Genomic DNA, 23,168 nt, shown 5'->3' with positions numbered 1-23,168 from the left:
CCTTGTTGTCGGCCGGTTCGTGCGGCGGATCAGGAGACCGCCTTCACACGCTGCGCCTCGGCTTCCTCCGCCTCCACGACCTCGTTGATGCGGTTCTTAAGGACGTGGCTCGCCCGGAAGACCAGGACGCGCCTGGGCAGGATCGGAACCTCTTCGCCGGTCTTCGGGTTGCGGCCGACCCGCTGCCCCTTCTGCCGGATCTGGAAACTGCCGAAGGACGAGATCTTGACCATCTCGCCGCGGGCCAGGGCGTCGGAGATCTCCTCCAGAACGCTTTCGACCAGATCGGCGGATTCGTTGCGCGACAGGCCGACCTCTTGATAGACCGCTTCGCTGAGCTGCGCGCGGGTGACGGTGTTCTGTGACATGGTTCGCTTCCCCCCCGAAACCATAGGGGAAAAACCGTAATCCGGGGAAAGAACCCGGTCAATTCAAAAGCTTGGATCGCGTCGTTGTGAGCGGCGCAGCAAACGCACCCGTGTGGGAAAGCGAAGGAGGTGCGCCGCTTACCAGCGCACCATCGCGGCACCCCAGGTCAGGCCACCACCGATGGCTTCCATGAGGATCAGGTCGCCACGCTTCACACGGCCGTCATGCACCGCCTCGCACAGCGCCAGCGGGATTGACGCGGCGGAGGTGTTGCCGTGGCGGTCCACCGTCAGCACGACCTTGTCGGTCGGCAGCTTCAACTTGCGGGCGATGCCGTCGATGATCCGCTGGTTGGCCTGGTGCGGCACCAGCCAGTCCACCGCCGACGACTCAAGGCCGTTGGCGGCCAGAGCCTCCTCGACGACCGAGGACAGCTTGCTGACGGCGTGGCGGAACACGTCCTGGCCGTTCATCCGCACATGCCCCGCCGTGCCGGTGGTGGACGGGCCGCCATCGACGTAGAGCAGCCCGTACTGGGCGCCGTCCGAATGCAGGTGGGTGGACAGCACGCCGCGGTCCGCCGAGGTCCCGGCGGCGTCGTACCCCTCCATCACCACGGCCCCGGCGCCGTCGCCGAACAGGACGCAGGTGGTGCGGTCCTTCCAGTCGAGCAGGCGGGAGAAGGTCTCCGCACCGATGACCAGGGCCCGGTTGGCCTGCCCGATGCGGATGAAGTTGTCGGCGATCGACATGGCGTAGACGAAGCCGGCGCACACCGCCTGGATGTCCAACGCGAAGCCCTTGGTCCCCAGCGCCGCCTGCACCTTCGTCGCGGTTGCGGGGAAGGTGTTGTCCGGAGTCGTCGTCGCCAGCACGATGCAGTCGATGCTGGCGGCGTCCACCCCGGCATGCTCCAGCGCGCGCGTCGCCGCAGCAATGGCGAGGTCGGAGGTCAGTTCCCCGTCGGCGGCGATGTGCCGCGACCTGATGCCGGTGCGCTGGACGATCCACTCGTCCGAGGTGTCCACACGGGCTTCGAGGTCGCGATTCGTGACGACGTTGGCCGGGAGGTAGGAACCGCAGCCGAGAATCCGGGAACGCTTGACCATGATGTTAGACCGCCGCCGCCTTCGTGTCGGGAAGAGGCTTGGCGTCGGCAAGACGCTGCATCTCTTCCTTGATTCGGTCGTTGAAACCGTTTGCCGCCAGATTGTAGGCCACACCGATGGCGTTGGCGAACCCGATGGCGTCGGTGCCCCCGTGGCTCTTCACGCAGACGCCGCGCAGGCCTAGGAACATGGCGCCATTGTAGCGGCGCGGATCGGTGCGCTGCTTCAACCGCTTGAAGGCCCCGCGGGCCAGCAGGTAGCCGAGACGCGCCGTCCAGGAGGACTGGAACGTCCGGCGCAGGAACTCCGTGAACAGCTTTGCCGTGCCTTCGGCGGTCTTCAGGGCGACGTTGCCGGTGAAACCGTCGGTGACGATCACGTCCACCGTGCCGGTGGCGATGTCGTTGCCCTCGACGAATCCGTGGAAACGCCCCGGCAGCGGCATCTCGCGCAGACGGGTCGCGGCGGCGCGCACCACCTCGTTCCCCTTCACCTCTTCCGAACCGATGTTCAGCACGCCGATGGTCGGCTCGGACAGGTTCAGCGCGGTGCGCGCGAAGACCGCGCCCATAACGGCGAACTGCACGAGGTTCTCCGGCTGGCATTCGGTGTTCGCGCCGAGGTCGAGCATGACGCTCTCCCCGCGCAGGGTCGGGAAGAACGAGGCGATGGCCGGACGGTCGATGCCGGGAATCGTCTTCAACACGAACTTCGCCATGGCCATGAGCGCGCCGGTGTTGCCAGCGGACACCACGCAGGCGGCTTGCCCGCTCGCCACCGAATCGATGGCGAGACGCATGCTCGACTGGCGCCCGGCGCGCAACGCGACCGACGGCTTGGCGTCGCCGGCCACGGCGTCCGGGGTGTGGCGCACCTCGGCCACCGCTCTCAAGGCGGGCCGCTGCGCGAGCAGCGGCTCGATGCGGGCGGTGTCCCCGAACAGCAGGTAATGCACCTGCGGGTGACGCTCGCGGGCGATATCCGCCCCGGCAATCACCATGTCGGGTCCTTTGTCACCGCCCATGGCATCAAGGGCAATGGTCAGGCGCTGGCTCACCGCGGACAGGCTCCCTGGCTAGGACGTAGGGCGGCCAACCAAACCGCCATCAGGCCGCCGGAGCGCTCTGAACCACTTCGCGCTGGTCGTAATGACCGCAAGAGCCGCAGACATGGTGCGGGCGCTTCAGCTCGCCGCAGTTCGAGCACTCGGCGTAGGACGAGGTCGGGAGAGCGTGGTGCGAGCGACGCATGTTGCGGCGCGACTTGGAGGTCTTCTTCTTCGGAACAGCCATGGCCGTAAACTCTCTTCATTGTAAAAGGCGGCCCGAAGAGGGGCCGCCTGACGCGAGCGGCATTCAATACGGCAATTGCCCCCGAAGGGCAAGCCCGTTCCGCCCTCAATTCTGTCGTTTCAGACGTTCCAGCACGGCGAACGGGTTCGGCTTCTCCACCTCGGCGTCGGCATCATCATCGGCGGGGGCCGGGCCCTCCTCCTCCTCTTCGCCTTCGCTGTATCCGTCGAACGCCACGCCTTCTGCATGAGGATAGGGGTCGAGCGCCAGGGACAAATGCTGGGCGGCCAATTCGCCGATGTCGATGCGTCCGTTGGTCATCGCCTCCGGAATGTCCTCCTCGGCGACGTTCGGGTCGATCTCGATCTCGTCCTCCTCGCCGGGGACCATCGACTCCGGCGCGAACAGCGCGCCGAAGCGCTCGGAAACCTCGGCGGGCACCGGCTCCAGCGTGATGACGCAGGTCTGCACCACGTCGGCCTCCAGTTCCCCCTCCACGCGCACCATCTGGCCGCCGCGCACGGAGCGCAGGCGGATCCGGGCGGTCAGCCGCCCGATTCCCTCCAGTTCGAAGCGCTCGGCCAGCGCCTTACGCTCGGCCTCTGTCGCCTCGATGGATTCGACCAGATCGCCCTCGCGGTGGACGGCGTCGGCGCGGACGATGCGCGAGAATTCCGGCGCTGGGCCGGCGGTGAGCGGGGGCGTGTTGCGCATGTCAGGCAGTTCCTTGTCACAGCGTCCGTTCTGGAGCGGACGCCTTCGTCTCAGTGTCAGATGAATTCGGAGGCCGGGAAAGGCAAGTCCAATTGGCGCGTCCAATAGTAAGGAGAGACCCGATGGGTGCGATCAGCCGGCGCCAGGCGGCGGACCGAAGCGGACATCACCGGCCATGAGCGACTCCAGCGGTTGCCTCTCCAGCCCGGCGGCCTCACGCCGGACATAGGCGGCCATGACGGCCAGCCGCTGCGGCGGCACCTCCGATACGGTGCCATAGACGTTGTTGTCGAGCGCCACCTGCAACGCCGCGTCGCCCTCGTCACCGTCTTCGGCGGCGAGCGCGCGGTCGTAGACCTCGATCCGGCCGGCGATGCCGCGCGCCATCGTCTTGATGCGCCGCCCGACTCCGCTGTCGCCCACCCCCTGCTCCATCAGCGATTTCTCGAAATGGTCGATCATCGCTTCGAAGAGAAGGCGTGAGCGGTCCGCGGCGGCGGCCCCCTGCCCCTTCAGGCGGCGCATCACCAAGAAGACGTGAAGCACCACCATGTCGAAACGCCCATCCAGCGTGTCGGGAACGCCAAGGTCACGGTAGAAGGCCGGCTGGCGGGCCTGCGCCGCGATGGTGAGATAGAAATCGGCGACGGCGCGGGCTTCACGCCGGCGCCGGAACAAGCGGTCAAGCACGGTTTCTCTCTCGCTCGGAGTTTCGTTGACAGGACAAACCGCGCGATGCGATTGTCCCGGCATTGCGGGCGGAGTCCGGCCTGCCGCAAGGGTCCGGCGGTCCGCCCGCGCCATCATAGCCTGAGCACCATGACGAGATCGATTCCTTCGGCGCTGTGCGCCTTCGCCTTTCTGGGTCTCGCCGTCTCCGCGTGCTCGCCCACCGTGGCGACCCGCGGCAACATGGCGGACCCCGACCGCATCGCCGAGATCAAGGCCGGCCAGTCGCGACGGGAGGATGTGGCGGACATCCTCGGCACGCCGACCTCCGTGGGAACCTTCGACCAGAATGTCTGGTACTACATCGGTCAGAAGACGGAGAAGGTCGCCTTCTTCCAGCCGAGCGTGATGGAGCGCCGCGTCGTCGTCGTCCATTTCGACGATGGAGGCGTGGTGACGGAGATGAAGCAACTCGACGCCAACGACGGTCAGCAGATCGACATCGTCGATCGCAGCACCCCCACCGCCGGACGCGAGATGAGCTTCCTGGAACAGATGCTCGGCAACGTCGGGCGCTTCTCCGCCAAGGATTCGCGCAACCGCGGCCCCGGCCGCTGACGCCAACCGGCACGCCGAGACATGAAAAGCCCCGCTTCCGCGGGGCTTTTCTTTTGGTGCCGCTCCGGGATCAGCCGATCCCCCGTCAACCAATCTGGGCGAGGATCGCCAGCAGCAGGATCGCCACGATGTTGGTGATCTTGATCATCGGATTGACCGCCGGGCCGGCGGTGTCCTTGTACGGGTCGCCGACGGTGTCGCCGGTCACCGCCGCCTTGTGCGCGTCGGAGCCCTTGCCGCCGTGGTTCCCCTCCTCGATGTACTTCTTGGCGTTGTCCCAGGCGCCGCCGCCCGAGGTCATCGAGATGGCGACGAAGATCCCCGTCACGATGGTGCCCAGAAGCATGGCGCCCAAAGCGGCGAAGGCCTGGGCCTGACCGGCGATGGCGGCGATGACGAGGTACAGGACCACCGGCGCCAGCACCGGCAGCAGCGACGGGATGATCATTTCCTTGATCGCGGCGCGGGTCAGCATGTCGACGGCGCGGCCATAGTCGGGCTTCGCGGTGCCCTCCATGATGCCGCTGATCTCGCGGAACTGGCGGCGGACCTCCACCACCACCGATCCGGCGGCGCGACCGACCGCGGTCATGCCCATCGCCCCGAACAGATAGGGCAGCAAACCGCCGATCAGCAGCCCGACGACCACGTAGGGATCGTCCAGCCTGAACTCGACCGTCACGTTCGGGAAATAGTGTTTCAGATCCTGCACATAGGCGGAAAACAGCACCAGCGCGGCCAGTCCGGCGGAACCGATGGCGTAGCCTTTGGTCACCGCCTTGGTGGTGTTGCCGACCGCATCCAGCGCGTCGGTCGTCACGCGGACGTCCTTCGGCATGTCGGCCATCTCGGCGATGCCTCCCGCGTTGTCGGTCACCGGCCCGTAGGCGTCCAGAGCCACCACCATGCCGGCCAGCGCAAGCATCGTGGTTGCGGCGATGCCGATTCCAAACACGCCGGCCTGCCCGTAGGCGATGATGATGCCGACGCAGATGACCAGGACCGGAAGCGCCGTCGCCTCCATCGAGACGGCCAGCCCCTGGATGACGTTGGTGCCATGCCCCGTCTCCGATGCGCGGGCGATGCTGCGCACCGGTCGGAAGGCGGTGGACGTGTAATATTCGGTGATCCACACCAGCAGACCGGTCACGCCCAGCCCGACCAGGGAAGAGACGAACAGGTTGCCGCCGGTGATGTAGCCGCCGCCGTTCAGGGGGATGGGCCGGGTGAAACCGAACATGATCGCGGTCACGATCAGGATCAGCACCAGCGAAATGCCGGCGGTCGCCGCCAACCCCTTGTAGAGGGCGGCCATGATGTTGTTGTTGCTGCCCAATTTCACGAAAAAGGTGCCGGCGACGGAGGCGGCGATGCAGACGGCGCCGATGACCAGCGGGTAGACGAGCAGCAGGCGGATCACCTCGCCCGAAAAGAAAATCGCCGCCAGCAGCATGGTGGCGACGATGGTGACGGCGTAGGTTTCGAAGAGGTCGGCGGCCATCCCAGCGCAGTCGCCGACGTTGTCGCCCACATTGTCCGCGATCACCGCGGGGTTGCGGGGATCGTCCTCCGGAATGCCGGCTTCGACCTTGCCCACCAGATCGGCGCCGACGTCGGCCCCCTTGGTGAAGATGCCGCCGCCCAGACGCGCGAAGATGGAGATCAGCGAGGCACCGAAGCTGAGGGCGACCAGGGCCTCCAGCACGGCGCGGACCTCGATCGGATCGGTCACGCGGTAGATCATCGTCAGGATGCCGTAATAGACACCCACCCCCAGCAGCCCCAGCCCGACCACCAGCATGCCGGTGATCGCCCCCGCCTTGAAGGCGATGTCCAGCGCCGGGGCCAAGCCCTGGGTCGCCGCCTGGGCCGTGCGCACGTTGGCCCGCACCGACACGTTCATCCCGATGTAGCCGGCTGCCCCCGACAGGACCGAACCGATCAGGAAGCCGATGGCCACATGCAGGCCAAGGAAAGCGCCGAGGATGATGAGAAGCACCACGCCGGCGATGGCGATGGTGGTGTACTGGCGATTCAGATAGGCTCGGGCGCCCTCCTGCACGGCCGCAGCGATCTCCTGCATGCGGTCGGAACCGGCGGAGGCCGCCATGACTTGCTTGCCCGCGTAATACCCATACGCCAGGGCCAACAGGCCGCTGGCGATGATGATGACGAACGCTGCTGCCATCGGTTCCCCCAAATTCTTATGGTTTCGGGCCCGATTACCGCCTTGTCGTGAAAACGACCCGTACAAACGAAGGTGGATGACGGGCGAGTTGTTCCGAAAAAGGATGCCGAAGAGAATGGCACAATGCAACAGCCGCTGCGCTCGAATAGGCGCGGCGATTTGGCCGAGGCGCTCCTGACTTTCGGATAGGCTTTTTTCAGAACGGTTACAAATTGCGCTGTGTAACCACCTGAACAAGAACATTTTGCACCACACCCTCCCCCACGACTTTCGCGGCTGCGGCGGCTAGTTTTTCTTTTACGGCAATGATGTTGACCAAGTTGCCCGTCATCACCGACCGGTCGTCCACGGCGGCGTAGAGGGCCGACAGGCAGCGGTCGTAGACGAGCGGCTGGCGGGCCTGGACATAGGGAACCTTGTCGAGAACCACCTCCAGCGTGACGACCACGGTCACGAACTGCTCGACCTTCTGCGTGCCGATGGCCGGAACGACAAAGGGAGCCATGCGGACGAAGCCGGTGGGCGGCTTGGGCGGCGGCTCCTCCTTCTTGGGGGCCGATTCCTCGTGCTCGACGAAATACTTGTTGTAGATCATCCAGCCGCCGAAGCCCGCGCCGCCCAGCAGCAGCAGGCCCAAAACCAGCAATATGACGGCCTTGATCACGCCCATCCTTTCCCGGAAACGGAACGGATCGAGCCTAGCGCCGCCCTGCTTTCGATTGCGTTAAGCGGAGTCGCGGGACCGCCTTGTTGTCAGAAATGGTCCCAACCGCGAGTCGGCAGGTCGAGACTCCGTCCTTGCGGATCGGTCACCGTGACGTCACCCGCCGGCCCCTCCACGAGATGGCCGATGGCGGTCACCGGGACGCCGGTCTCCGCCGACAGGGCGGCGAGCGCCGACGCGGCGTCCTCAGGGGTGGTGAAGAGCAACTCGTAATCGTCGCCGCCGGTGAGCGCCATGGCGAAGCGCACCGGATCCTCGCCGATCACCGATCTTGCGGCGTCCGACAAAGGCACGCAGCCCGACTCCAGAACCGCGGCGCAGCCCGATTCCTCGCAGAGATGACCGAGATCCGCGACCAGACCGTCGGACACGTCGAGACAGCCGGTCGCCAGACCGACCAGACGCGGACCCAGCGTGGTCCGCGGATCGGGCCGCCGCAGGCGCCCCAGCAGTACGGCGCGCGCCGAGTCGTCGGTCACCTCCAGCGTTCCGTAGGCGATCCGCAGGCCAAGCGCCGCGTCGCCGATGCTGCCGGTGACATAGACGCGGTCGCCGGGACGCCCGCCCCAACGCGGCACCGCCCCGCCCTTCGGCACCAGACCGAAGGCGGTCACCGACAGGGTGACGGGGCCGGTGGTCGAAACCGAGTCGCCACCCGCCAGAGCGATGCCGAACCGGGCCTGATCCTCGCCCAGTCCGGCGGCGAAGCCGGCCAGCCAGTCCTCCCCCACCGTCTTTGGCAGGGCGGTGACCAGCGTGTAGGCATAGGGGGCCGCCCCCATGGCGGCGAGGTCCGACAGGTTGGTGCGCAGCAGCTTCGCGGCGATGTCGCCGGGCGCGTCGTCGGGAAAGAAGTGGACGCCCGCCACCATGGCGTCCGTGGTGACGACCAGTTCCTGGTCCGGTGGAACGCCGAACACGGCGGCGTCGTCGGCAAGCCCGCGGGCGCCCGGAAACCCGGACGCCAACGGCCTGAAATATCGGTCGATCCGCCCGAACTCGCCGAGCGGCTTGCCGGTCTTTGCCCTAGCGGTCTGTGGGCTGGTCACGGCTGGGGTCCGGCTGGGCCAGTTCGTCCGGCCGCAGCGCACGGGCCACATGGTCGAGCACGCCGTTCACCATGCCCGGCTCGCGCGCCGCGAAGAAGGCGTGCGCCACATCCACATACTCACTGATCAGGATGCGCGGGTGCGTGTCGTTGTGGACGAACAGTTCGTAGGCACCGGCCCGCAGGATGGCGCGCATCAGCAGTTCCAGCCGGTCCAGCGCGTAGCGCGGCTCCAGCGCCGAGGCCAGCATGCCATCCACCTCCCTCCGGCGGTGCGCGGCGCCGCGGACGATGTCGGCGAACAGCTGCGGATCGGCGGAGACGAACTTCGCCCCGTCGATCTCCTCGCCCAGCCGGTGATTGATGAACTCCCCGATCACGGATTCCACGGCGATGCCGGTCGGTTCGATCTGGTTCAGGTCGATCTGGTACAGGGCCTGAACGGCGGCAAGGCGCGCGGCCTTGCGCCGGGCCTTGGCCGATCCGCCACCCGTCCGGTTCCGGGAGCCGCGCTTCTGTTTCGCGCGGCCAGCCGCGTCGTCGTTGCTCATGATGCTCAGTCTGTCAGGAATTGCACCGCGGGGTCACCGCGGATAGAGGCGGAATTGGCGCTTGAGTTCGATCATGTCAAGGCAGGCGCGCGCCGCGAAACCGCCCTTGTTCTTGGCCGTGACGGAGGCCCGCGCCCAAGCCTGCTCGCGGTTCTCCACCGTCAGCACGCCGTTGCCGATGGCCAGCGCGTAGCGCAGCGCGAGGTCCTGGAGACCGCGGGCGCTCTCGTTGCAGACGATGTCGTAATGGGTGGTCTCGCCGCGGATCACGCAGCCCAGCCCGACATAGCCGTCGAAGCGCTTGCGCGCCGTGAAGAAGTCCATGGAACGCAGGGCGTACAGGATCGCCGCCGGAATCTCCAGGCACCCCGGGACCGAGACGCGCTGGTAGGTGGCGCCGTCCTTCTCGATCTCGGCGATGGCGCCTTTCACCAGCTCGTCGGCGATGTCCTCGTAGAAGCGGGCTTCCACGATCATCAGATGGGGCTTTTCGGTCATCTCAGGGTCGCTCGGCTGGCGGTTACTGGTCATGCAGGGGAATCGGGCGGTGGCCGAGCACGGTCAGGCCGTACCCCTCCAGCCCGATGATGGACTTCTTGCGGTTCGACAGCAGAACCATGTCACGCACGCCCAGGTCCAGCAGGATCTGCGCGCCGACGCCATAATCCCGTAGGGCGGGGGTCGGGTTCTCGTGGCCTTCCAGCCGCGCTTTGACCGATTCCGTGAGGCTGTTCGCCATCGGCTCGCGCAGCAGGACGATCACGCCGCGGCCCTCGCGCGCGATCATCTCCATGGAAGCCTGGAGTTCCCCGTCGCGCGCGGCGCTCCGGTCGCCCAGGACGTCGTCCAGCACCGACAGGGCGTGCATGCGCACCAGCACCGGCTCGTCGCCGGAGATGTCGCCGCGCACCAGCGCGATGTGCTCCGCGTAGGCCACCTTGTTGACGTAGACGTACATCTGGAAACGCCCGCCGAAGCGGCTGTCCAGCGTCGCCGCCAGCTTCTGCTCCACGATCGTCTCGGTGCGGCGGCGGTAGGCGATCAGGTCGGCGATGGTGCCCACCTTCAGCCCGTGGAACTGCGCGAACTTCACCAGATCCGGCAGGCGGGCCATGGTGCCGTCGTCGTTCATGATCTCGCAGATCACGCCCGCCGCGGACATCCCGGCCATGCGGGCGATGTCCACCGAGGCCTCCGTGTGGCCGGCGCGGACCAGCACGCCGCCGTCGCGGGCGAGCAGCGGGAAGACGTGGCCCGGCGTCACGATGGCGTCCGGCCCGGCCGCCGGGTCGATGGCGACCTGGATGGTGCGGGCGCGGTCGGCGGCCGAAATTCCGGTCGTCACACCCTCGCGCGCCTCGATGGAGACGGTGAAGGCGGTCTGGTGGCGGGTGCCGTTCTGCTGCGCCATCAGCGGCAGGCGCAGCCGCTCGATGTGGTTCTGGTCCATGGCGAGGCAGATCAGGCCGCGCCCGTACTTGGCCATGAAGTTCACGGCCTCGGGGGTCGCGCACTGGGCCGGGATGACCAGATCGCCTTCGTTCTCGCGGTCCTCGTCATCGACGAGGATGAACATCTTGCCCTGGCGCGCCTCCTCGAGGATCTCCTCGGGGCGCGACAGATACTCGTGAAACTCGGACGTCATTCCTGCCCTGCCAGCCGCGCCACATACCGCGCGAGCATATCGATTTCCAGGTTGACCCGGTCCCCGGCCTTCAGCGCGCCGAAGGTGGTCGCGTCCTGGGTGTGCGGGATGATGTTCACGCCGAAGCGCGCGCCATCGACCTCGTTCACCGTCAGCGACACGCCGTCCAGCGCCACCGACCCCTTCGGGGCGATGTATTTCGCCAGGGTGGCCGGCGCCTCGAAGGTGAAGCGCTTCGACTCGCCGTCGGCGCGGACCTCGACGACGGAGGCGACGCCGTCGACATGGCCGGACACGATGTGTCCGCCCAGCTCGTCGCCGACCTTGAGCGCGCGCTCCAGATTGACGCGCGTGCCCTCGGCCCAGCCGCCCAGCGTCGTCTTCGACAGGGTCTCGGCGGACGCCTGCACGGCGAACCAGCCCGGCCCCTTCTCGACCACGGTCAGACAGACGCCGTTGTTGGCGATGGACGCGCCGATGGGAACCGTCTCCATAGCGAAGACGGTCTCGACGGTGAACCGGGTGTCGCCCTGCCGTTCCACGGCCCGAACGCGCCCAACATCGGTGATGATTCCGGTGAACATGGGCCGGCAATTTAGCAGGTTTTCAATCGTGTGAAAGATTCATCCGCACAGCGTGCCACGCAACGGACTGTTGCGCCCGGCACGGTGCCGGACGTCCTGCAAACCGGCGCCGCTCACCCGCGGCGGACGTAGCTTTCCACGAGGTCGTCCCCGGCCGGACGCAGGTCGGTGCGGCGGAACCGCGCCATGCGCTCCAGCCCGTCCACCCCGAAGGCGTGGACCGCCGGCAGCCCGTCGCCACCCATGACCGAGGCCGCGCGGAACCACTCCAGCCGGTCCACCAGATTGGCACGCAACAGCGAGGCCGCCAGCGTGGCTCCCCCCTCCACCAGCACCCGGGTCAGGCCGCGGCTGGCCAGGGCGACGCTCGCCACGGCCAGATCCGGCAGGCCGGCGGAGTCGGCGGGCACGCGGATCACCTCGAGTCCGCAATCCTCGAAGACGGCCAGGCGGCTCGGGTCCGCATCCTCGCGCGTGATGACCCAGGTCGGTATGGAGCGCGCGCCCACGGCCAGTTTCCCGGTCAACGGCAGGCGCAGCCGGCTGTCCACCACGATGCGCACGGGCGAACGATGGGCCAACCCCGGCAGGCGGCAGGTGAGTTCCGGATCGTCGGCCAGGGCGGTGCGGATGCCGATCATGATCGCGTCGTGGGTGGCGCGCAGCCGGTGCCCCCAGGCCCGCGCCGTCGGACCGGTGATCCATTGCGACTGGCCGCTGTGGGTGGCGATGCGCCCGTCCAGCGTCGTCGCCGCCTTGAGTGTATAGAGTGGGCGTTCGTCCTGGATGCGCCGGAAAAAGCCCTCGTTGAGCGTCCAGGCCGCGTCCTCGCAGACGCCGGTGTCCACCGCGATCCCGGCGGCGCGCAGCCGCTCCAGGCCGCCGCCGGCAACCCGCGGGTCGGGATCGCCGCAGGCCACCACCACCCGCGCCACCCCGGCCTCCACCAGCGCCAGAGCGCAGGGCGGAGTTTTCCCGTAATGGTTGCAGGGCTCCAGCGTCACATAGGCGGTCGCGCCGCGCGCAGCACCACCGGCGCGGGCCAGGGCTTCCGTCTCGGCGTGGGGCCGTCCGCCCGGTTGGGTCCAGCCGCGCCCGACCACCACACCGTCGCGCACGATGACGCAGCCCACCGCCGGGTTCGGCCATGTGTTGCCGAGCCCGCGCGCCGCCAGAGCCAGGGCGGCCCGCATGTGGCGGAGATCGTCGGGATGGATGGCTTGCTTCGCCATGGGCGCCGCCCGCCCCCTCACCCGTTCTGGGCTTCGGGAGCGAGCTGCTCGACGAACTCGTTGAAGTCCGACGCCTCGCGGAAGTCCTTGTAGACCGAGGCGTAGCGGATGTAGGCGACCTGATCGAGCGTCTGGAGCGCCACCATGATCATCTCGCCGATCTGCTTCGACGGGATCTCGCTCTCGCCGGAGGATTCGAGCTGGCGCACCAGGCTGTTGACCACCCGGTCGATGCGGTCGGCGTCGATCGGGCGCTTGCGCAGGGCGATGCGCATGGAGCGCAGGAGCTTTTCGCGGTCGAAAGGCTCCCGCTGGCCGGTGCTCTTCACCACGGTCAGCTCACGAAGCTGGACGCGCTCGAAAGTGGTGAAGCGCGCGCTGCAACTGGGGCAGAACCGCCGCCTGCGGATTGCCGAGTTGTCCTCGGTCGGTCGCGAGTCCTTGACCTGGGTGTCCTCGTGTCCGCAGAACGGGCAGCGCATGTCCGGCCTTTCCCCTTAGTCGGTCTTGATGATTACAGGGTCGGGTAGATGGGGAAGCGGCGGCACAGCTCGCGCACCTCCTCCCGCACCTTCGCCTCGACCGCCGCGTTGTCGCCGGAGTTGCTGGCGGCCAGACCGTCCAGCGTCTCGACGATCAGGCGGCCGACCTGCTCGAACTCGGCCACGCCGAAGCCGCGGGTGGTGGCCGCCGGGCTGCCCAGACGGACGCCGGAGGTGACCATCGGCTTCTGCGGGTCGAACGGCACGCCGTTCTTGTTGCAGGTCATGCCGGCGTGCTCCAGGCTCGCCTCGGCGGCCTTGCCGGTCAGGTTCTTCGGGCGCAGGTCGACCAGCACGATGTGGCTGTCGGTGCCGCCGGACACGATGTCCAGACCGCCCTCGATCAGCACCTTCGACAGGGCACGGGCGTTGTCCAGGACGCTCTTGGCGTAGGCCTTGAACTCCGGACGCAGCGCCTCGGCGAAGGACACCGCCTTGGCGGCGATGACGTGCATCAGCGGGCCGCCCTGCAGGCCGGGGAAGACCGCCGAGTTGATCTTCTTGGCGATCTCCTCGCTGTTGGTCAGCACCATGCCGCCGCGCGGGCCGCGCAACGTCTTGTGGGTGGTGGTGGTGACCACGTCGGCGTAGGGGAACGGGTTCGGGTAGACGCCGCCGGCGATCAGGCCGGCATAGTGGGCGATGTCCACCATGAAGTAGGCGCCGACCTCGTCCGCGATGGCGCGGAAGCGCTGGTAGTCGAGGACGCGCGGATAGGCCGAGCCGCCGGCGATGATCAGCTTCGGCTTGTGCTCGCGGGCCAGACGCTCGACCTCGTCGAAGTCGATCAGGTGGTCGTCGCGGCGCACGCCGTACTGCACGGCCTTGAACCACTTGCCCGACAGGTTCGGGGCGGCGCCGTGGGTCAGGTGGCCGCCGGCCGCCAGCGACATGCCGAGGATGGTGTCGCCCGGCTGGAGCAGGGCGAGATTGACCGCCTGGTTGGCCTGCGACCCGGAGTTCGGCTGGACGTTGGCGAAGCCGCAGCCGAACAGCTTGCAGGCGCGCTCGATCGCCAGCGTCTCGGCGACATCCACATACTCGCAACCGCCATAGTAGCGCCGGCCCGGATAGCCTTCGGCGTACTTGTTGGTCATGACCGAGCCCTGGGCCTCCAGCACCGCCTGGGAGACGATGTTCTCGGACGCGATCAGCTCGATCTGCTCCTGCTGGCGGACCAGCTCGTCGCGCACCGCGCGGGCCAGTTCGGGATCGGTCTCGGCGAGCGAGGCGGCGAAGAAGCGGCCGATCTCGGCGCGGGGGTCGGCGTTGGTCACGGTCATGGCAGGGCAGGTCCTTGGTTCAGAAAGCAGTCACGGGCCGGATGAAGGGCCGTCTCAACCCATCTTGGCGATTCGCCGGCTGTGCCGCTCACCGCCTTCGAAATCGGTCGTCAGGAAGGCGTCCACGCAGTCCTTCGCGATCTCCGCGCCGATGATGCGCGCGCCCAGAGCCACCACGTTCGCGTCGTTGTGCTGACGCGCGAGGCGAGCGGTCGTCACGTCGTGCACCAGGGCGGCACGGATGCCCGGATGGCGGTTCGCCGCGATGCTGATACCGATGCCGCTGCCGCAGATCAAGACGCCGCGCGCCGCGCGCTTGTCGTTGATGGCGCCGGCCAGCGCCGTGGCGAAATCCGGATAGTCCACCGATTCCGGACCGTTGCAGCCGAGGTCCAGCACCTCGTAGCCGGCGCCGGCCAGCCAGGAGGCGATCTGGGCCTTCATCTCGTACCCCGCGTGGTCGGACGCGATCGCGATGGTGGTCATGAAAGAAAAACTCCGTGCACGAATACGAATGGCGCCGGCCCGGGGAGAAACACCCGGCGGGGACGGCGGCATGGCGCGCAAGCTACCAGATATCGCCCCGAACCACCAGAAGGACACAACGCACAGGGGCTTTGCGCCGGACACAGAACCGCAAAAAGGGGGGAATGCCAGTCGTCGGCGCGGCGAAGGGGAGCGGATCGGTGATGCATGCCGAGAACAAATGTTTCTCTATTTCCCGCCACCGTTGACGTTAACGGCCAGTAAGCAGGTCGACCGATTCGGTCTCACACCACGAATCGGTCAGTTGCGGTGCCCGATTCCCATGGTCTTGCCTAGCTTCCCCGCACTAGACGATGCCTAAACGTGGGGCAGTGCAGCCGCAGCCCGGCCATTTCCTGCGACATCTGATTTGCCACGCCTTGTAACTTCATGCAGTTTGCAAATAACTTAATTCGCTCCTCTCGAAATTATATTGACACCCAAATCACGCTGTGCAACTTGGTTGCTAGGGACAAAATGAAAAATCAGGACTAATGGCAATGAGTGACCAGCTTCGCGCCGATGTGCCCGATAACGAGCTTCTGCGGATGACCGCGGACATCGTCTCCGCATATGTCAGCAAGAACGTTCTGCCGGCGCAGCAGATTCCCGAGGTGATCAACACGGTCTACTCGTCGCTGACCGGGCTGAACACGCAGCCCCGAGAAATTCCTTCGGAGCCCCTGAAGCCCGCCGTGCCGATCCGCAAGTCGGTGACGCCCGAATACATCGTCTGCCTGGAAGACGGCAAAAAGCTGAAGATGCTGAAGCGCCATCTGCGCTCCACCTACAACATGTCGCCGGACGAATACCGGGCGCGCTGGAGCCTGCCGCCGGATTATCCGATGGTTGCGCCGAACTACGCGGCGCAGCGCTCCGAGTTCGCGAAGCGGATCGGCCTCGGCCGCAGCTCCGGCCGCCAGACCCGCCGCAAGGCCGGCTGAGCGCCAGCACCGTCCTGAACGAACAGGGCCGGCCTCCCGCAAGGGAAGCCGGCCCTGTGTCGTTTCGCCTTCATGTCCCTATCGGCCCTGGATCACTCGGACCGTGGCGCGGACGGGCTTTGCCGAACCCGCCGGCGCCGCTCCTCACCCACAGTTGCGGCCAGACAGGCGGCAATTGAATCGTTCCACGTTGCGGGTCAGTTCCTGCCCTGTGCTGGTGTTCTCCTCGTTCAGGCAGCGCAGATAGTCCATGGTCTTGTCCACGTACTCCTTCACCTCGAACTGGCAGCTGGCCATCTTGTCCGCGCTTACGAAGGTCGTGGTGTCGCCCATGCAAAGCGGAACGCCGGGCTTCGTGCAGATGATGGTGGTCTCCGACCATGCCGCCGGGCTTTGCAGCGCTACGGCCAGCACCAGCAGCGTGGCCGCCGGCTTCAGGATATCTTTCAACAGCACGGGCATTCTCCGCAAGACCGTCACGCAACGCATTCCGATCGTCTCCCTCCGCATTCGGCCAGGACCACCGCACCTGGAAAGCACCGTCCAGGAAGCACGGAGGTCCGTTCGTTCGTGGAAGGGGTTCTACAGGCGTTACATCCGATGCACCAGTGCCCACGGCGTGGCATAGGTCTAGAGTCGGATTTGAGCAGTTCACCCCCGGACCGGTTCCGCAGGTCCCGCACCGGGATGTCAGTGCTCACCATCAGCAGAAGCCAAGACTAGCCGCGCCCCCCGCCCCGCCGGGAGGGCGCGCTTCTTGGCGTCAGTATTCGCAAAACCCGATCAGCGTTTCACGGCGTCGCGCTTCATGACGAACTGGAGCTTGCTGATCGCGGTCCGCTTCAGCAGCTCCAGACTGCCGGTGGCCGGCCCGACGACCGACACCTCCGTCGCGGTGACGGGATCGATGGCCATCACCTTCAGATAGCTGCCGACCCTCTGGAACTCGAACAGCACCTCGCCGAGACCGCTTCCTGTGCCGTTTCCAGCGGTCTGGCCTTTTCCAGGCGCCCGATTGCCCACCATCGCATTTCTCCATCGCCGGCCTTCGCCGGTCCCGTTACCACCTTAGCACAGCGCAACCGTCCCGGAACCCCGTCTGCGACGTCCTGTTGTTGGCGGACGACGCACACAGCAAGGGAGTACCGGCACCATGGCTGCCAAGACCATGCAGGATCTGCTGATCGAAGAACTTCGCGACATCTACCACGCCGAGAAGCAGCTCACCAAGGCGTTGCCGAAGCTGGCCAAGGCGGCGCATTCCGAGAAGCTCCGCGCGGCCTTCGAGTCCCACCTGGAGGAAACCCGCGGCCAGATCGAACGGCTTGAGCAGGTCTTCGAGGAGTTGGACACCCGCACTCGCGGCAAGCATTGCGACGCGATGGAGGGGCTGATCAGCGAGGCCCGCGAGATCATGGAAATGGGCCTCGCCCCGGAAGTGCAGGACGCCGCCCTGATCGCCGCCGCCCAGAAAGTGGAGCATTACGAAATCGCCAGCTACGGCACCGTCCACGCTTACGCCACCGCCTGCGGCCTCACCAAGGTGGCGGAGCTGTTGGAGCAGACTCTGAACGAAGAGAAGGAAACCGACAAGAAGCTGAACATTCTGGCAATCAACGACGTGAACAAAAAAGCGATCCAGGCCAGCGGGCAGAAGGCGGCCTGACGACGGCACGCCAAGTCATAAGCCGAATCTCTTGTTACAGCGGACGCCATTGAAGATCGAAGAGTGACCCCCTACTATCGGGGCCATCCAATCGATTTTTCCGGTGCCCGTCCATGCGCAGGGTCGCATTCGTCCTCGGTGCCCTTCTGGTCGCCGCCACCCTTGCCGGTTCGGGCACGGTGGCCCAAGCGGCGGAAGGGCCAGCGGCCCTGCCGCCCTCCGTCCGCATCAAGCCGGTGATGGTCCCCATCGTCACCCGCGGGCAGGTGGAGCGCTACACCCAGATCGAGGTGATGCTGGAGGTGGCCAACGCCACCCGGCTCGGTGAAGTCCAGGTCGCCATCCCGCGTCTGCACGACGCCACGCTGCGCGCGGTCTATCTGGGAATCGAAGAGGGATGGATCGTGCGCGGCAACATCGCCAACATGCCCGCCCTGCGCCGCAAGATCGACGAGGAGAGCGTCAAGCTGTTCGGCAAGGACGTGGTCAGCCGCATCCTCATCACCCCGCTGGCCCGGCAATCCTCCTTCCCCTGACGCGTCCCCCTCCTTCCGGCGGTTGCCTCATCGGCCACTTCGCGGCAGCATGGCTGCCTGACCGGTAAGGAAACGCGAGAATGGCCGTGGTTTATGTGGCGCGCAGCGCCGCGCTGACGAAATGGGCGTCCGACGTCGGACAGGGGAAGCACGTCTTCAAACTGGGCGTGGCCACCGACACGGACGAGGCCAAGGCCGCCATCGACGCCGGCTGGGCGGGCGAAGGCGACTGGCGCCTGATCCACAGCCAGGAGGTGCCGGACCTTGAGGAAGCGGCGGTGATCGAGCGCCTGTTGCGCAAGGAAAAGGTCATCGATCCGACTTATTACCCGAAGCTCAAGGGTGCCTCGGGCGTCTTTCGCATCACCTTGACCAACGTGCAGAACAGCCTTCTGGTCGCCAAGGCCATGTCCGCCGACGAGCCGCTCACCGACGTCAAGGTGAAGCCGAAGGACATCGGGGAGTACATGATCCGCAACGCCCTGCCCTCCCCGTCATGAGCGCCCCCCCGCCGCTCTACACCATTGGTTATGAAGGCGCCTCCTTCGACTCCGTACTGCGCGCGTTGAAGGCGCAGGGCGTCGGCGTCCTGCTCGACGTGCGCGAGTTGCCCTTGTCCCGCCGCGCCGGCTTTTCCAAGCGGCCGCTGTCAGCGGGGTTGGAGGAGGCCGGGATCGGCTACGTCCATCTGAAGGGGCTGGGCACGCCGAAGGAGGGCCGCGTCGCCGCTCACCAGGGTGACCTGGACCGCTTCTGGTCCATCGTCGAAGCGAAGATGCAGACGCCGGAAGCGGAGCATGACCTCAGCCGCGCCGCAGCCCTGGCGCGAGAAAAGCCGGCCTGCCTGCTCTGCTTCGAGGCGTCGCCGCACCTCTGCCACCGACTCCGCGTCGGCGAACTGCTTCACAGCCGTTTCGGCTTCACGGTGGAGCATCTGAACCCCACCGACGTCTCCTTCTAGAGGCTGACATGCATTCCCGTTGGTACCGCTTTGCCGATCTGTCCGCCGGCACCTTCCACGACATGCTCCACCTCCGCCAGTGCGTGCTGGTGGTGGAACAGGCCTCGCCCTTCCCCGACCTCGACGGACGCGACCCGGTGGCGCAGCATCTGGCGCTGTATGACGGCGACGCACCGAAGCCCGTGGGCTACGCCCGCATTTTCGGCTCGGATGCCGAGACCGGCGCGACCTCCTTCGGGCGTCTGGCGGTCGCTCCGGCGTGGCGCGGCAAGGCGTTGGGCCGCCGCCTGGTCACCGAATGCCTGGAACGGCTGGGACGGGACTGGCCGGAGCACGACGTGCAGATCAGCGCGCAGCTTTACTTGGAGCGTTTTTACGGCGGCTTCGGCTTCCGGCGCGTCAGCGACATTTACGACGATGTCGGCATCGACCACATCGACATGCGGCTGAGCCGTTAGGGCGGAACACCCTGTTTATTTCCTGGCATCGGCCAGAATGTCGCCGGCTTCCTTGCGGATGACGTTCAGGTTCTTGAGCAGGATCGCCAGCGCCTGATCATAGTTGAAGGCCTCCTCCGACTCGTCCGGGATGTCGGTGTCGTCGGCCGCGACGGAGACCTTGGCCTTCTTCTTCACGGTCGCAAAATACTCGCTGCCGGTCTTCTCGAACCCCTTGATCGCCTTCTGCAGGGCATCGACGTCGTTGGCCCGGGTGGCGGCGTCCAGCGCTTTCGTCGCCTTTTCCAGACCGCTCGACGCCCGGAAGGCGAGCAGGAAGCCCTCGGCCGGCTTCTTCTTGCCGGTCAGCGCCTCGAACATCTTCTTGGCAGCCGTCCAGTCGGCGAAGAAGGTGGTGGCCGGCATCTCTTTGCCGCTGCCGGCCTTTTCCAGCTTCTTCAGCGCTGACAGGGTTTCCAGCTGGGCCATCTGCTCGACGTTCATGGCGCCGCCCAGCATGTCGGCCGCCACTTCGACGGCGCCCTCGTTCTTCGCCTTCTGCGCCTTGACGATAACCGCGCTGAGCTTCGCCCGGAAAATCTTGGTCGCCTGGAGCAGATCGGCCAGCGCGGCGCGCAGCGCCTTGGCGTCCCCGGCCTTGTAGGCCTTGTCCCAGGCCGCGGCGGCCTTCTCCACATCACCGGACTTTTTCACCACCGCCAGGGCGTCGCCCGAATTGGGGATCTTCTTCGCCTCGGCCTCGCACTTCGCCTTGTGCTTCTTGAACTCGGGAGCGGCGGCGAACGGCATGGTCAGGTCTCCGGCTTGATGTCTTCCCGCTCGACCGCAGCGAACGGTTGCAGAAGACTACGCGCCATCCCGTCGGCGTCAACGCGGACCCGGTTCAAAATGGAAGAAGCGCCCCCGCATGGCCCGTCGCCCTAGCCGACGACCATAGCCTGGAGCGTTTCCAGCCGGTCGGCCTCTGCCGCCGGCTTGTCCCAGCGGATGCGGTGGACTCGGGGAAAGCGCATCGCTAGACCGCTCTTGTGGCGGTTCGACGGGTGCACGCTGTCGAAGGCGACCTCCAGCACCAGCCCCGGCTCGACTTCCCGCACCGGGCCATAACGCCGGGTCGTGCGGTTGCGCACCCAGCGGTCGAGTTCCACCAGCTCGGCGTCGGTGAAGCCGAAATAGGCCTTGCCGACCGGCACCAGTTCCTCGCCGCGCCAGACACCGAAGGTGAAGTCCGAATAATAGCTGGACCGCTTGCCGTGCCCGCGCTGGGCGTACATCAGCACGGTGTCGAGCGTCAGCGCCCCGCGTTTCCACTTGAACCAGGGTCCCTTGGGGCGCCCGGCGATGTAGACGCTGTCCTTCCGCTTCAGCATCAACCCTTCGATGCTGTTCTCCCGGCTGCCCTCGCGCAGCCCCTTCAGCGCCTCCCAGCCCGCGAAGGGCACCAGCGGCGACAGGTCCATACGCCGGGGCCGCACCGCGTCGTGCCAGCGCTCCAGCCGGGCGCGGCGTTCGGTGAGGGGCAGGCCGCGCAGATCCTCCTCGCCGTCGAACAGGATGTCGTAGAGCCGCACCCAGGCGGGAAACTCCTTGAGCATCGCCGCGGTGACCGTCTTGCGGTTCAGCCGCTGTTGGAGATCGTTGAAGGGCGCGATTTGCCCCTCGTCGCGGGCGACCAGCAGTTCGCCGTCCAGCACGGCGTCGAAATTCATGTGGTCCGCGATGTCGGGAAAGGCGCCGGACACGTCGTCACCGGTGCGGCTGTAGATGCGCCGCTCGCCGCCGCGGGCCGCCAACTGCACGCGGATGCCGTCCCATTTCCATTCCGCGGCGTAGTCGGCCGGGTCGAGCCCGGCCATGTCCTCCTCCTCCAGCGGGTGGGAGAGCATCAGCGGGCGGAAGCCCGCCCCCTTCCCCGCCGCCGGACGGTCGGACTTCCCTTCCAGCCAGGCAAAGAGGTCTGCATAGGGCGGGGTCAGCCCATGCCAGCATTCCTCAAGGTCGCCGAGATCGACCTTTCCCCACTCCGCCAGCGCCGTCTTGGCCAGCCGCGCCGACACGCCCACCCGCAGGCTGCCGGTGATGAGCTTCAGCAGCGCGAAGCGACCGGAGGAATCCAGCGTGTCGAGCCAACCCTCCACCAGCCCCATCACCTGCCCACGCTTGGCCGCGCGCAGCGTCTCCACCACCTCGGTCATGGAGGGCGGCAGGCTGTTCGCCCGATCCGGGCGATCCGGCCAGATCAGGGCCACCGTCTCGGCGAGGTCGCCCACATAGTCGTAGGACAGGGCGAACAGCTCAGGATCGACGCGGGTGGCGACCAGCTGCCGGATGGCCGCCGGTTTGGCCTCGTGGAAGACCAGCGATTCCGTCAGGGCCGCCAGCGCCCAGCCGCGGTCGGGGTCCGGCGTGGTGGCGAAGAAGTCGGCCAGCAGGCGGATCTTCCCATTGCGCGCCGGCATGAAGACCAGCCCGTCGATCAGCGAGGAGAAGTTCTTCACGCCCCTTCCTCCTCCTCGAAGCCAACCATGGCCAGGGCACGAGCGCGGATGCCGCGCTGGGTCGCGTGGTGGACCAGCGCCTCCTCCCGGCCGTGGGTCACCCAGACCTCGGGCGCGGCGACCTCGTCGAGCGTCTGGGTCAGCTCGTCCCAATCGGCGTGGTCGGAGATGACCAGCGGCAGTTCGACGCCGCGCTGGCGCGCCCGCTGCCGCACCCGCATCCAGCCGGAGGCCATCGCCACCACCGGGTCGGTCAGCCGCCGCGCCCAGCGGTCGGCCACCGCGCCCGGCGGGGCCAGTACCAGGGCGCCCTTCAGCTCCTCCTTGGCCGCGACGGTGGCCGGGCGAAGCTCGCCCAGAGACACGCCGAAACCCTCGTAGAGCTTGCAGATCGGCTCCAAAGCGCCGTGCAGGTAGATCGGCCGGTCGTATCCGGCAGCGCGCAGCAGCGAGATCACCCGCTGGCATTTGCCAAGCGCGTAGGCCCCAACGACATGGCTGCGCTCCGGAAAGATCAACAGCGAATGCAGCAGCTTGTCGATCTCCCCCAGGTCCGGGGGATGGCGGAAGACCGGCAGGCCGAAGGTCGCCTCGGTGATGAAGACGTCGCAGGGCACCGGCTCGAACGGGGCGCAGGTGCGGTCGAAGCGGCGCTTGTAGTCGCCGGACACCACCACCCGCGTGCCGGCATGCTCCAGCACCACCTGCGCGCTGCCCAGCACATGGCCGGCCGGGACCAGCCGCACCGTCACGTCGCCGATGCGGATCGCCTCGCCGTAATCGAGCGTCTGCGTCGCGGCACCCGCCCCCTCACCCAGCCGTTGCCGAATGATGGCGAGCGTCCCGGCGGTGGCGAGCACATGGGCGTGGCCGGGCCGGGCGTGGTCGGAATGGCCGTGGGTGACGACCGCGCGTTCCACCGGACGCAGCGGGTCCACGTAAAAGCCGCCAGGCTCGACGTAGAGTCCCTCGGGGCAGACCTTCATCCAACGTTCGGCGGGGGGGCGGGAGG

General features: G+C 67.0%; 29 protein-coding genes. 7 read left to right on the top strand and 22 right to left on the bottom strand.

The annotated features are described in order from the left end of the window. Positions 1-29: 29 nt before the first annotated feature. From AC1DVI_RS16755 to AC1DVI_RS16730, 6 genes are all read right to left on the bottom strand, one after another. Entirely contained in the window at positions 30-368 is a 339-nt protein-coding gene (locus AC1DVI_RS16755; protein ID WP_014240747.1) for an integration host factor subunit alpha, read from the bottom strand. Positions 369-506: 138 nt separating this feature from the next. Next, a complete protein-coding gene (locus tag AC1DVI_RS16750; RefSeq protein ID WP_476958920.1) occupies positions 507-1,478 on the bottom strand; it encodes a beta-ketoacyl-ACP synthase III in 972 nt (323 codons plus the stop codon). Positions 1,479-1,482: 4 nt separating this feature from the next. Next, a complete protein-coding gene (gene plsX / locus AC1DVI_RS16745) occupies positions 1,483-2,535 on the bottom strand; it encodes a phosphate acyltransferase PlsX (RefSeq protein WP_149163535.1) in 1,053 nt (350 codons plus the stop codon). A 49-nt stretch (positions 2,536-2,584) separates the two neighbouring features. Then, positions 2,585-2,770: a 50S ribosomal protein L32 gene (rpmF, locus tag AC1DVI_RS16740; protein ID WP_014240744.1), complete on the bottom strand. Its 186-nt coding sequence runs from the start codon at positions 2,768-2,770 to the stop codon at positions 2,585-2,587. 105 nt (positions 2,771-2,875) lie between these two features. After that, complete coding sequence (locus AC1DVI_RS16735; protein ID WP_476958919.1) at positions 2,876-3,484, bottom strand: YceD family protein; 609 nt, start codon at positions 3,482-3,484, stop codon at positions 2,876-2,878. A gap of 132 nt (positions 3,485-3,616) precedes the next feature. Continuing rightward, entirely contained in the window at positions 3,617-4,174 is a 558-nt protein-coding gene (locus tag AC1DVI_RS16730; RefSeq protein WP_476958918.1) for a ubiquinol-cytochrome C chaperone family protein, read from the bottom strand. A 129-nt stretch (positions 4,175-4,303) separates the two neighbouring features. Here AC1DVI_RS16730 and AC1DVI_RS16725 point away from each other — a divergent pair, with 129 nt between their 5' ends. Beyond that, positions 4,304-4,771, top strand: coding sequence for an outer membrane protein assembly factor BamE (locus AC1DVI_RS16725; RefSeq protein ID WP_476958917.1), 468 nt, complete (start codon positions 4,304-4,306; stop codon positions 4,769-4,771). Between the two features lie 85 nt (positions 4,772-4,856). Here the strand turns inward: AC1DVI_RS16725 and AC1DVI_RS16720 are convergent, their stop codons facing one another. The 11 genes from AC1DVI_RS16720 to rpiB form a co-directional block, all read right to left on the bottom strand. Further along, the gene (locus tag AC1DVI_RS16720; protein ID WP_476958916.1) at positions 4,857-6,959 is read right to left on the bottom strand and encodes a sodium-translocating pyrophosphatase; all 2,103 of its coding nucleotides are present in this window, start codon (positions 6,957-6,959) and stop codon (positions 4,857-4,859) included. 205 nt (positions 6,960-7,164) lie between these two features. Then, complete coding sequence (locus AC1DVI_RS16715) at positions 7,165-7,629, bottom strand: hypothetical protein (protein ID WP_149163530.1); 465 nt, start codon at positions 7,627-7,629, stop codon at positions 7,165-7,167. An 83-nt stretch (positions 7,630-7,712) separates the two neighbouring features. Continuing rightward, positions 7,713-8,732 (bottom strand): thiamine-phosphate kinase, encoded by a 1,020-nt coding sequence (gene thiL / locus AC1DVI_RS16710; protein ID WP_476958915.1) that lies wholly within the window; start codon positions 8,730-8,732, stop codon positions 7,713-7,715. Beyond that, positions 8,710-9,282, bottom strand: coding sequence for a transcription antitermination factor NusB (gene nusB, locus AC1DVI_RS16705; protein WP_476958914.1), 573 nt, complete (start codon positions 9,280-9,282; stop codon positions 8,710-8,712). The genes thiL and nusB overlap by 23 nt, the downstream gene beginning before the upstream one ends. Before the next feature lie 33 nt (positions 9,283-9,315). Further along, positions 9,316-9,813 carry a 6,7-dimethyl-8-ribityllumazine synthase gene (locus tag AC1DVI_RS16700; protein WP_476958913.1) on the bottom strand — a complete coding sequence of 166 codons (498 nt, stop codon included), beginning with the start codon at positions 9,811-9,813 and terminating at the stop codon, positions 9,316-9,318. After that, complete coding sequence (gene ribB, locus AC1DVI_RS16695; protein WP_476958912.1) at positions 9,803-10,927, bottom strand: 3,4-dihydroxy-2-butanone-4-phosphate synthase; 1,125 nt, start codon at positions 10,925-10,927, stop codon at positions 9,803-9,805. The genes AC1DVI_RS16700 and ribB overlap by 11 nt, the downstream gene beginning before the upstream one ends. Then, on the bottom strand, positions 10,924-11,511 hold the full coding sequence (locus AC1DVI_RS16690; RefSeq protein WP_476958911.1) for a riboflavin synthase: 588 nt from the start codon (positions 11,509-11,511) through the stop codon (positions 10,924-10,926). The genes ribB and AC1DVI_RS16690 overlap by 4 nt, the downstream gene beginning before the upstream one ends. 113 nt (positions 11,512-11,624) lie before the next feature. After that, positions 11,625-12,743, bottom strand: a complete 1,119-nt coding sequence (gene ribD, locus AC1DVI_RS16685) for a bifunctional diaminohydroxyphosphoribosylaminopyrimidine deaminase/5-amino-6-(5-phosphoribosylamino)uracil reductase RibD (protein ID WP_476958910.1) — start codon at positions 12,741-12,743, stop codon at positions 11,625-11,627. A 17-nt stretch (positions 12,744-12,760) separates the two neighbouring features. Continuing rightward, entirely contained in the window at positions 12,761-13,225 is a 465-nt protein-coding gene (gene nrdR, locus AC1DVI_RS16680; RefSeq protein WP_014240731.1) for a transcriptional regulator NrdR, read from the bottom strand. A 32-nt stretch (positions 13,226-13,257) separates the two neighbouring features. Further along, positions 13,258-14,568, bottom strand: a complete 1,311-nt coding sequence (glyA, locus tag AC1DVI_RS16675) for a serine hydroxymethyltransferase (RefSeq protein ID WP_476958909.1) — start codon at positions 14,566-14,568, stop codon at positions 13,258-13,260. 54 nt (positions 14,569-14,622) lie between these two features. Then, complete coding sequence (gene rpiB, locus AC1DVI_RS16670) at positions 14,623-15,054, bottom strand: ribose 5-phosphate isomerase B (RefSeq protein ID WP_014240729.1); 432 nt, start codon at positions 15,052-15,054, stop codon at positions 14,623-14,625. Positions 15,055-15,593: 539 nt separating this feature from the next. On the opposite strand from rpiB, the gene AC1DVI_RS16665 reads away from it, so the two are divergent. After that, positions 15,594-16,037, top strand: a complete 444-nt coding sequence (locus tag AC1DVI_RS16665) for a Ros/MucR family transcriptional regulator (protein WP_014240726.1) — start codon at positions 15,594-15,596, stop codon at positions 16,035-16,037. Between the two features lie 144 nt (positions 16,038-16,181). Here the strand turns inward: AC1DVI_RS16665 and AC1DVI_RS16660 are convergent, their stop codons facing one another. Together AC1DVI_RS16660 and AC1DVI_RS16655 are read right to left on the bottom strand one after the other, a co-directional pair. After that, complete coding sequence (locus AC1DVI_RS16660) at positions 16,182-16,493, bottom strand: hypothetical protein (protein WP_476958908.1); 312 nt, start codon at positions 16,491-16,493, stop codon at positions 16,182-16,184. Positions 16,494-16,820: 327 nt separating this feature from the next. Continuing rightward, a complete protein-coding gene (locus AC1DVI_RS16655) occupies positions 16,821-17,063 on the bottom strand; it encodes a DUF6898 family protein (RefSeq protein ID WP_476958907.1) in 243 nt (80 codons plus the stop codon). A 127-nt stretch (positions 17,064-17,190) separates the two neighbouring features. Between AC1DVI_RS16655 and AC1DVI_RS16650 the strand changes: the two genes are divergently transcribed. The 5 genes from AC1DVI_RS16650 to AC1DVI_RS16630 all read left to right on the top strand — a co-directional run bounded on the left by AC1DVI_RS16650 (position 17,191) and on the right by AC1DVI_RS16630 (position 19,658). Continuing rightward, a complete protein-coding gene (locus AC1DVI_RS16650) occupies positions 17,191-17,703 on the top strand; it encodes a YciE/YciF ferroxidase family protein (protein ID WP_145625942.1) in 513 nt (170 codons plus the stop codon). A gap of 113 nt (positions 17,704-17,816) precedes the next feature. Continuing rightward, positions 17,817-18,239 carry a hypothetical protein gene (locus AC1DVI_RS16645; protein ID WP_476958906.1) on the top strand — a complete coding sequence of 141 codons (423 nt, stop codon included), beginning with the start codon at positions 17,817-17,819 and terminating at the stop codon, positions 18,237-18,239. An 80-nt stretch (positions 18,240-18,319) separates the two neighbouring features. After that, on the top strand, positions 18,320-18,739 hold the full coding sequence (locus tag AC1DVI_RS16640) for a hypothetical protein (protein WP_476958905.1): 420 nt from the start codon (positions 18,320-18,322) through the stop codon (positions 18,737-18,739). After that, positions 18,736-19,200: a DUF488 domain-containing protein gene (locus AC1DVI_RS16635; RefSeq protein ID WP_476958904.1), complete on the top strand. Its 465-nt coding sequence runs from the start codon at positions 18,736-18,738 to the stop codon at positions 19,198-19,200. Before AC1DVI_RS16640 ends, AC1DVI_RS16635 begins: the two co-directional genes overlap by 4 nt. Before the next feature lie 8 nt (positions 19,201-19,208). Next, positions 19,209-19,658 carry a GNAT family N-acetyltransferase gene (locus tag AC1DVI_RS16630; protein WP_476958903.1) on the top strand — a complete coding sequence of 150 codons (450 nt, stop codon included), beginning with the start codon at positions 19,209-19,211 and terminating at the stop codon, positions 19,656-19,658. Between the two features lie 15 nt (positions 19,659-19,673). Here AC1DVI_RS16630 and AC1DVI_RS16625 read toward each other — a convergent pair whose 3' ends face one another. The 3 genes from AC1DVI_RS16625 to AC1DVI_RS16615 all read right to left on the bottom strand — a co-directional run bounded on the left by AC1DVI_RS16625 (position 19,674) and on the right by AC1DVI_RS16615 (position 23,142). Continuing rightward, on the bottom strand, positions 19,674-20,447 hold the full coding sequence (locus AC1DVI_RS16625) for a hypothetical protein (RefSeq protein ID WP_476958902.1): 774 nt from the start codon (positions 20,445-20,447) through the stop codon (positions 19,674-19,676). A 131-nt stretch (positions 20,448-20,578) separates the two neighbouring features. Continuing rightward, positions 20,579-22,156, bottom strand: coding sequence for a cisplatin damage response ATP-dependent DNA ligase (locus AC1DVI_RS16620; protein ID WP_476958901.1), 1,578 nt, complete (start codon positions 22,154-22,156; stop codon positions 20,579-20,581). Beyond that, on the bottom strand, positions 22,153-23,142 hold the full coding sequence (locus AC1DVI_RS16615) for a ligase-associated DNA damage response exonuclease (RefSeq protein ID WP_476958900.1): 990 nt from the start codon (positions 23,140-23,142) through the stop codon (positions 22,153-22,155). The genes AC1DVI_RS16620 and AC1DVI_RS16615 overlap by 4 nt, the downstream gene beginning before the upstream one ends. Positions 23,143-23,168 lie beyond the last annotated feature (26 nt).

Source organism: Azospirillum sp. P4_B5 (assembly GCF_056402275.1).
This window is presented reverse-complemented; position numbering and strand designations above follow the sequence as displayed.

Excerpts from the sequence above, each read along its gene's own strand:
- AC1DVI_RS16755 (WP_014240747.1), bottom strand. The coding sequence starts at position 368 with ATGTCACAGAACACCGTCACCCGCGCGCAGCTCAGCGAAGCGGTCTAT.
- AC1DVI_RS16750 (WP_476958920.1), bottom strand. The coding sequence starts at position 1,478 with ATGGTCAAGCGTTCCCGGATTCTCGGCTGCGGTTCCTACCTCCCGGCC.
- rpmF (WP_014240744.1), bottom strand. The coding sequence starts at position 2,770 with ATGGCTGTTCCGAAGAAGAAGACCTCCAAGTCGCGCCGCAACATGCGT.
- AC1DVI_RS16735 (WP_476958919.1), bottom strand. The coding sequence starts at position 3,484 with ATGCGCAACACGCCCCCGCTCACCGCCGGCCCAGCGCCGGAATTCTCG.
- AC1DVI_RS16725 (WP_476958917.1), top strand. The coding sequence starts at position 4,304 with ATGACGAGATCGATTCCTTCGGCGCTGTGCGCCTTCGCCTTTCTGGGT.
- AC1DVI_RS16720 (WP_476958916.1), bottom strand. The coding sequence starts at position 6,959 with ATGGCAGCAGCGTTCGTCATCATCATCGCCAGCGGCCTGTTGGCCCTG.
- AC1DVI_RS16715 (WP_149163530.1), bottom strand. The coding sequence starts at position 7,629 with ATGGGCGTGATCAAGGCCGTCATATTGCTGGTTTTGGGCCTGCTGCTG.
- nusB (WP_476958914.1), bottom strand. The coding sequence starts at position 9,282 with ATGAGCAACGACGACGCGGCTGGCCGCGCGAAACAGAAGCGCGGCTCC.
- AC1DVI_RS16700 (WP_476958913.1), bottom strand. The coding sequence starts at position 9,813 with ATGACCAGTAACCGCCAGCCGAGCGACCCTGAGATGACCGAAAAGCCC.
- ribB (WP_476958912.1), bottom strand. The coding sequence starts at position 10,927 with ATGACGTCCGAGTTTCACGAGTATCTGTCGCGCCCCGAGGAGATCCTC.
- AC1DVI_RS16690 (WP_476958911.1), bottom strand. The coding sequence starts at position 11,511 with ATGTTCACCGGAATCATCACCGATGTTGGGCGCGTTCGGGCCGTGGAA.
- ribD (WP_476958910.1), bottom strand. The coding sequence starts at position 12,743 with ATGGCGAAGCAAGCCATCCATCCCGACGATCTCCGCCACATGCGGGCC.
- nrdR (WP_014240731.1), bottom strand. The coding sequence starts at position 13,225 with ATGCGCTGCCCGTTCTGCGGACACGAGGACACCCAGGTCAAGGACTCG.
- glyA (WP_476958909.1), bottom strand. The coding sequence starts at position 14,568 with ATGACCGTGACCAACGCCGACCCCCGCGCCGAGATCGGCCGCTTCTTC.
- rpiB (WP_014240729.1), bottom strand. The coding sequence starts at position 15,054 with ATGACCACCATCGCGATCGCGTCCGACCACGCGGGGTACGAGATGAAG.
- AC1DVI_RS16665 (WP_014240726.1), top strand. The coding sequence starts at position 15,594 with ATGAGTGACCAGCTTCGCGCCGATGTGCCCGATAACGAGCTTCTGCGG.
- AC1DVI_RS16655 (WP_476958907.1), bottom strand. The coding sequence starts at position 17,063 with ATGGTGGGCAATCGGGCGCCTGGAAAAGGCCAGACCGCTGGAAACGGC.
- AC1DVI_RS16650 (WP_145625942.1), top strand. The coding sequence starts at position 17,191 with ATGGCTGCCAAGACCATGCAGGATCTGCTGATCGAAGAACTTCGCGAC.
- AC1DVI_RS16645 (WP_476958906.1), top strand. The coding sequence starts at position 17,817 with ATGCGCAGGGTCGCATTCGTCCTCGGTGCCCTTCTGGTCGCCGCCACC.
- AC1DVI_RS16640 (WP_476958905.1), top strand. The coding sequence starts at position 18,320 with ATGGCCGTGGTTTATGTGGCGCGCAGCGCCGCGCTGACGAAATGGGCG.
- AC1DVI_RS16635 (WP_476958904.1), top strand. The coding sequence starts at position 18,736 with ATGAGCGCCCCCCCGCCGCTCTACACCATTGGTTATGAAGGCGCCTCC.
- AC1DVI_RS16630 (WP_476958903.1), top strand. The coding sequence starts at position 19,209 with ATGCATTCCCGTTGGTACCGCTTTGCCGATCTGTCCGCCGGCACCTTC.
- AC1DVI_RS16625 (WP_476958902.1), bottom strand. The coding sequence starts at position 20,447 with ATGCCGTTCGCCGCCGCTCCCGAGTTCAAGAAGCACAAGGCGAAGTGC.
- AC1DVI_RS16615 (WP_476958900.1), bottom strand. The coding sequence starts at position 23,142 with ATGAAGGTCTGCCCCGAGGGACTCTACGTCGAGCCTGGCGGCTTTTAC.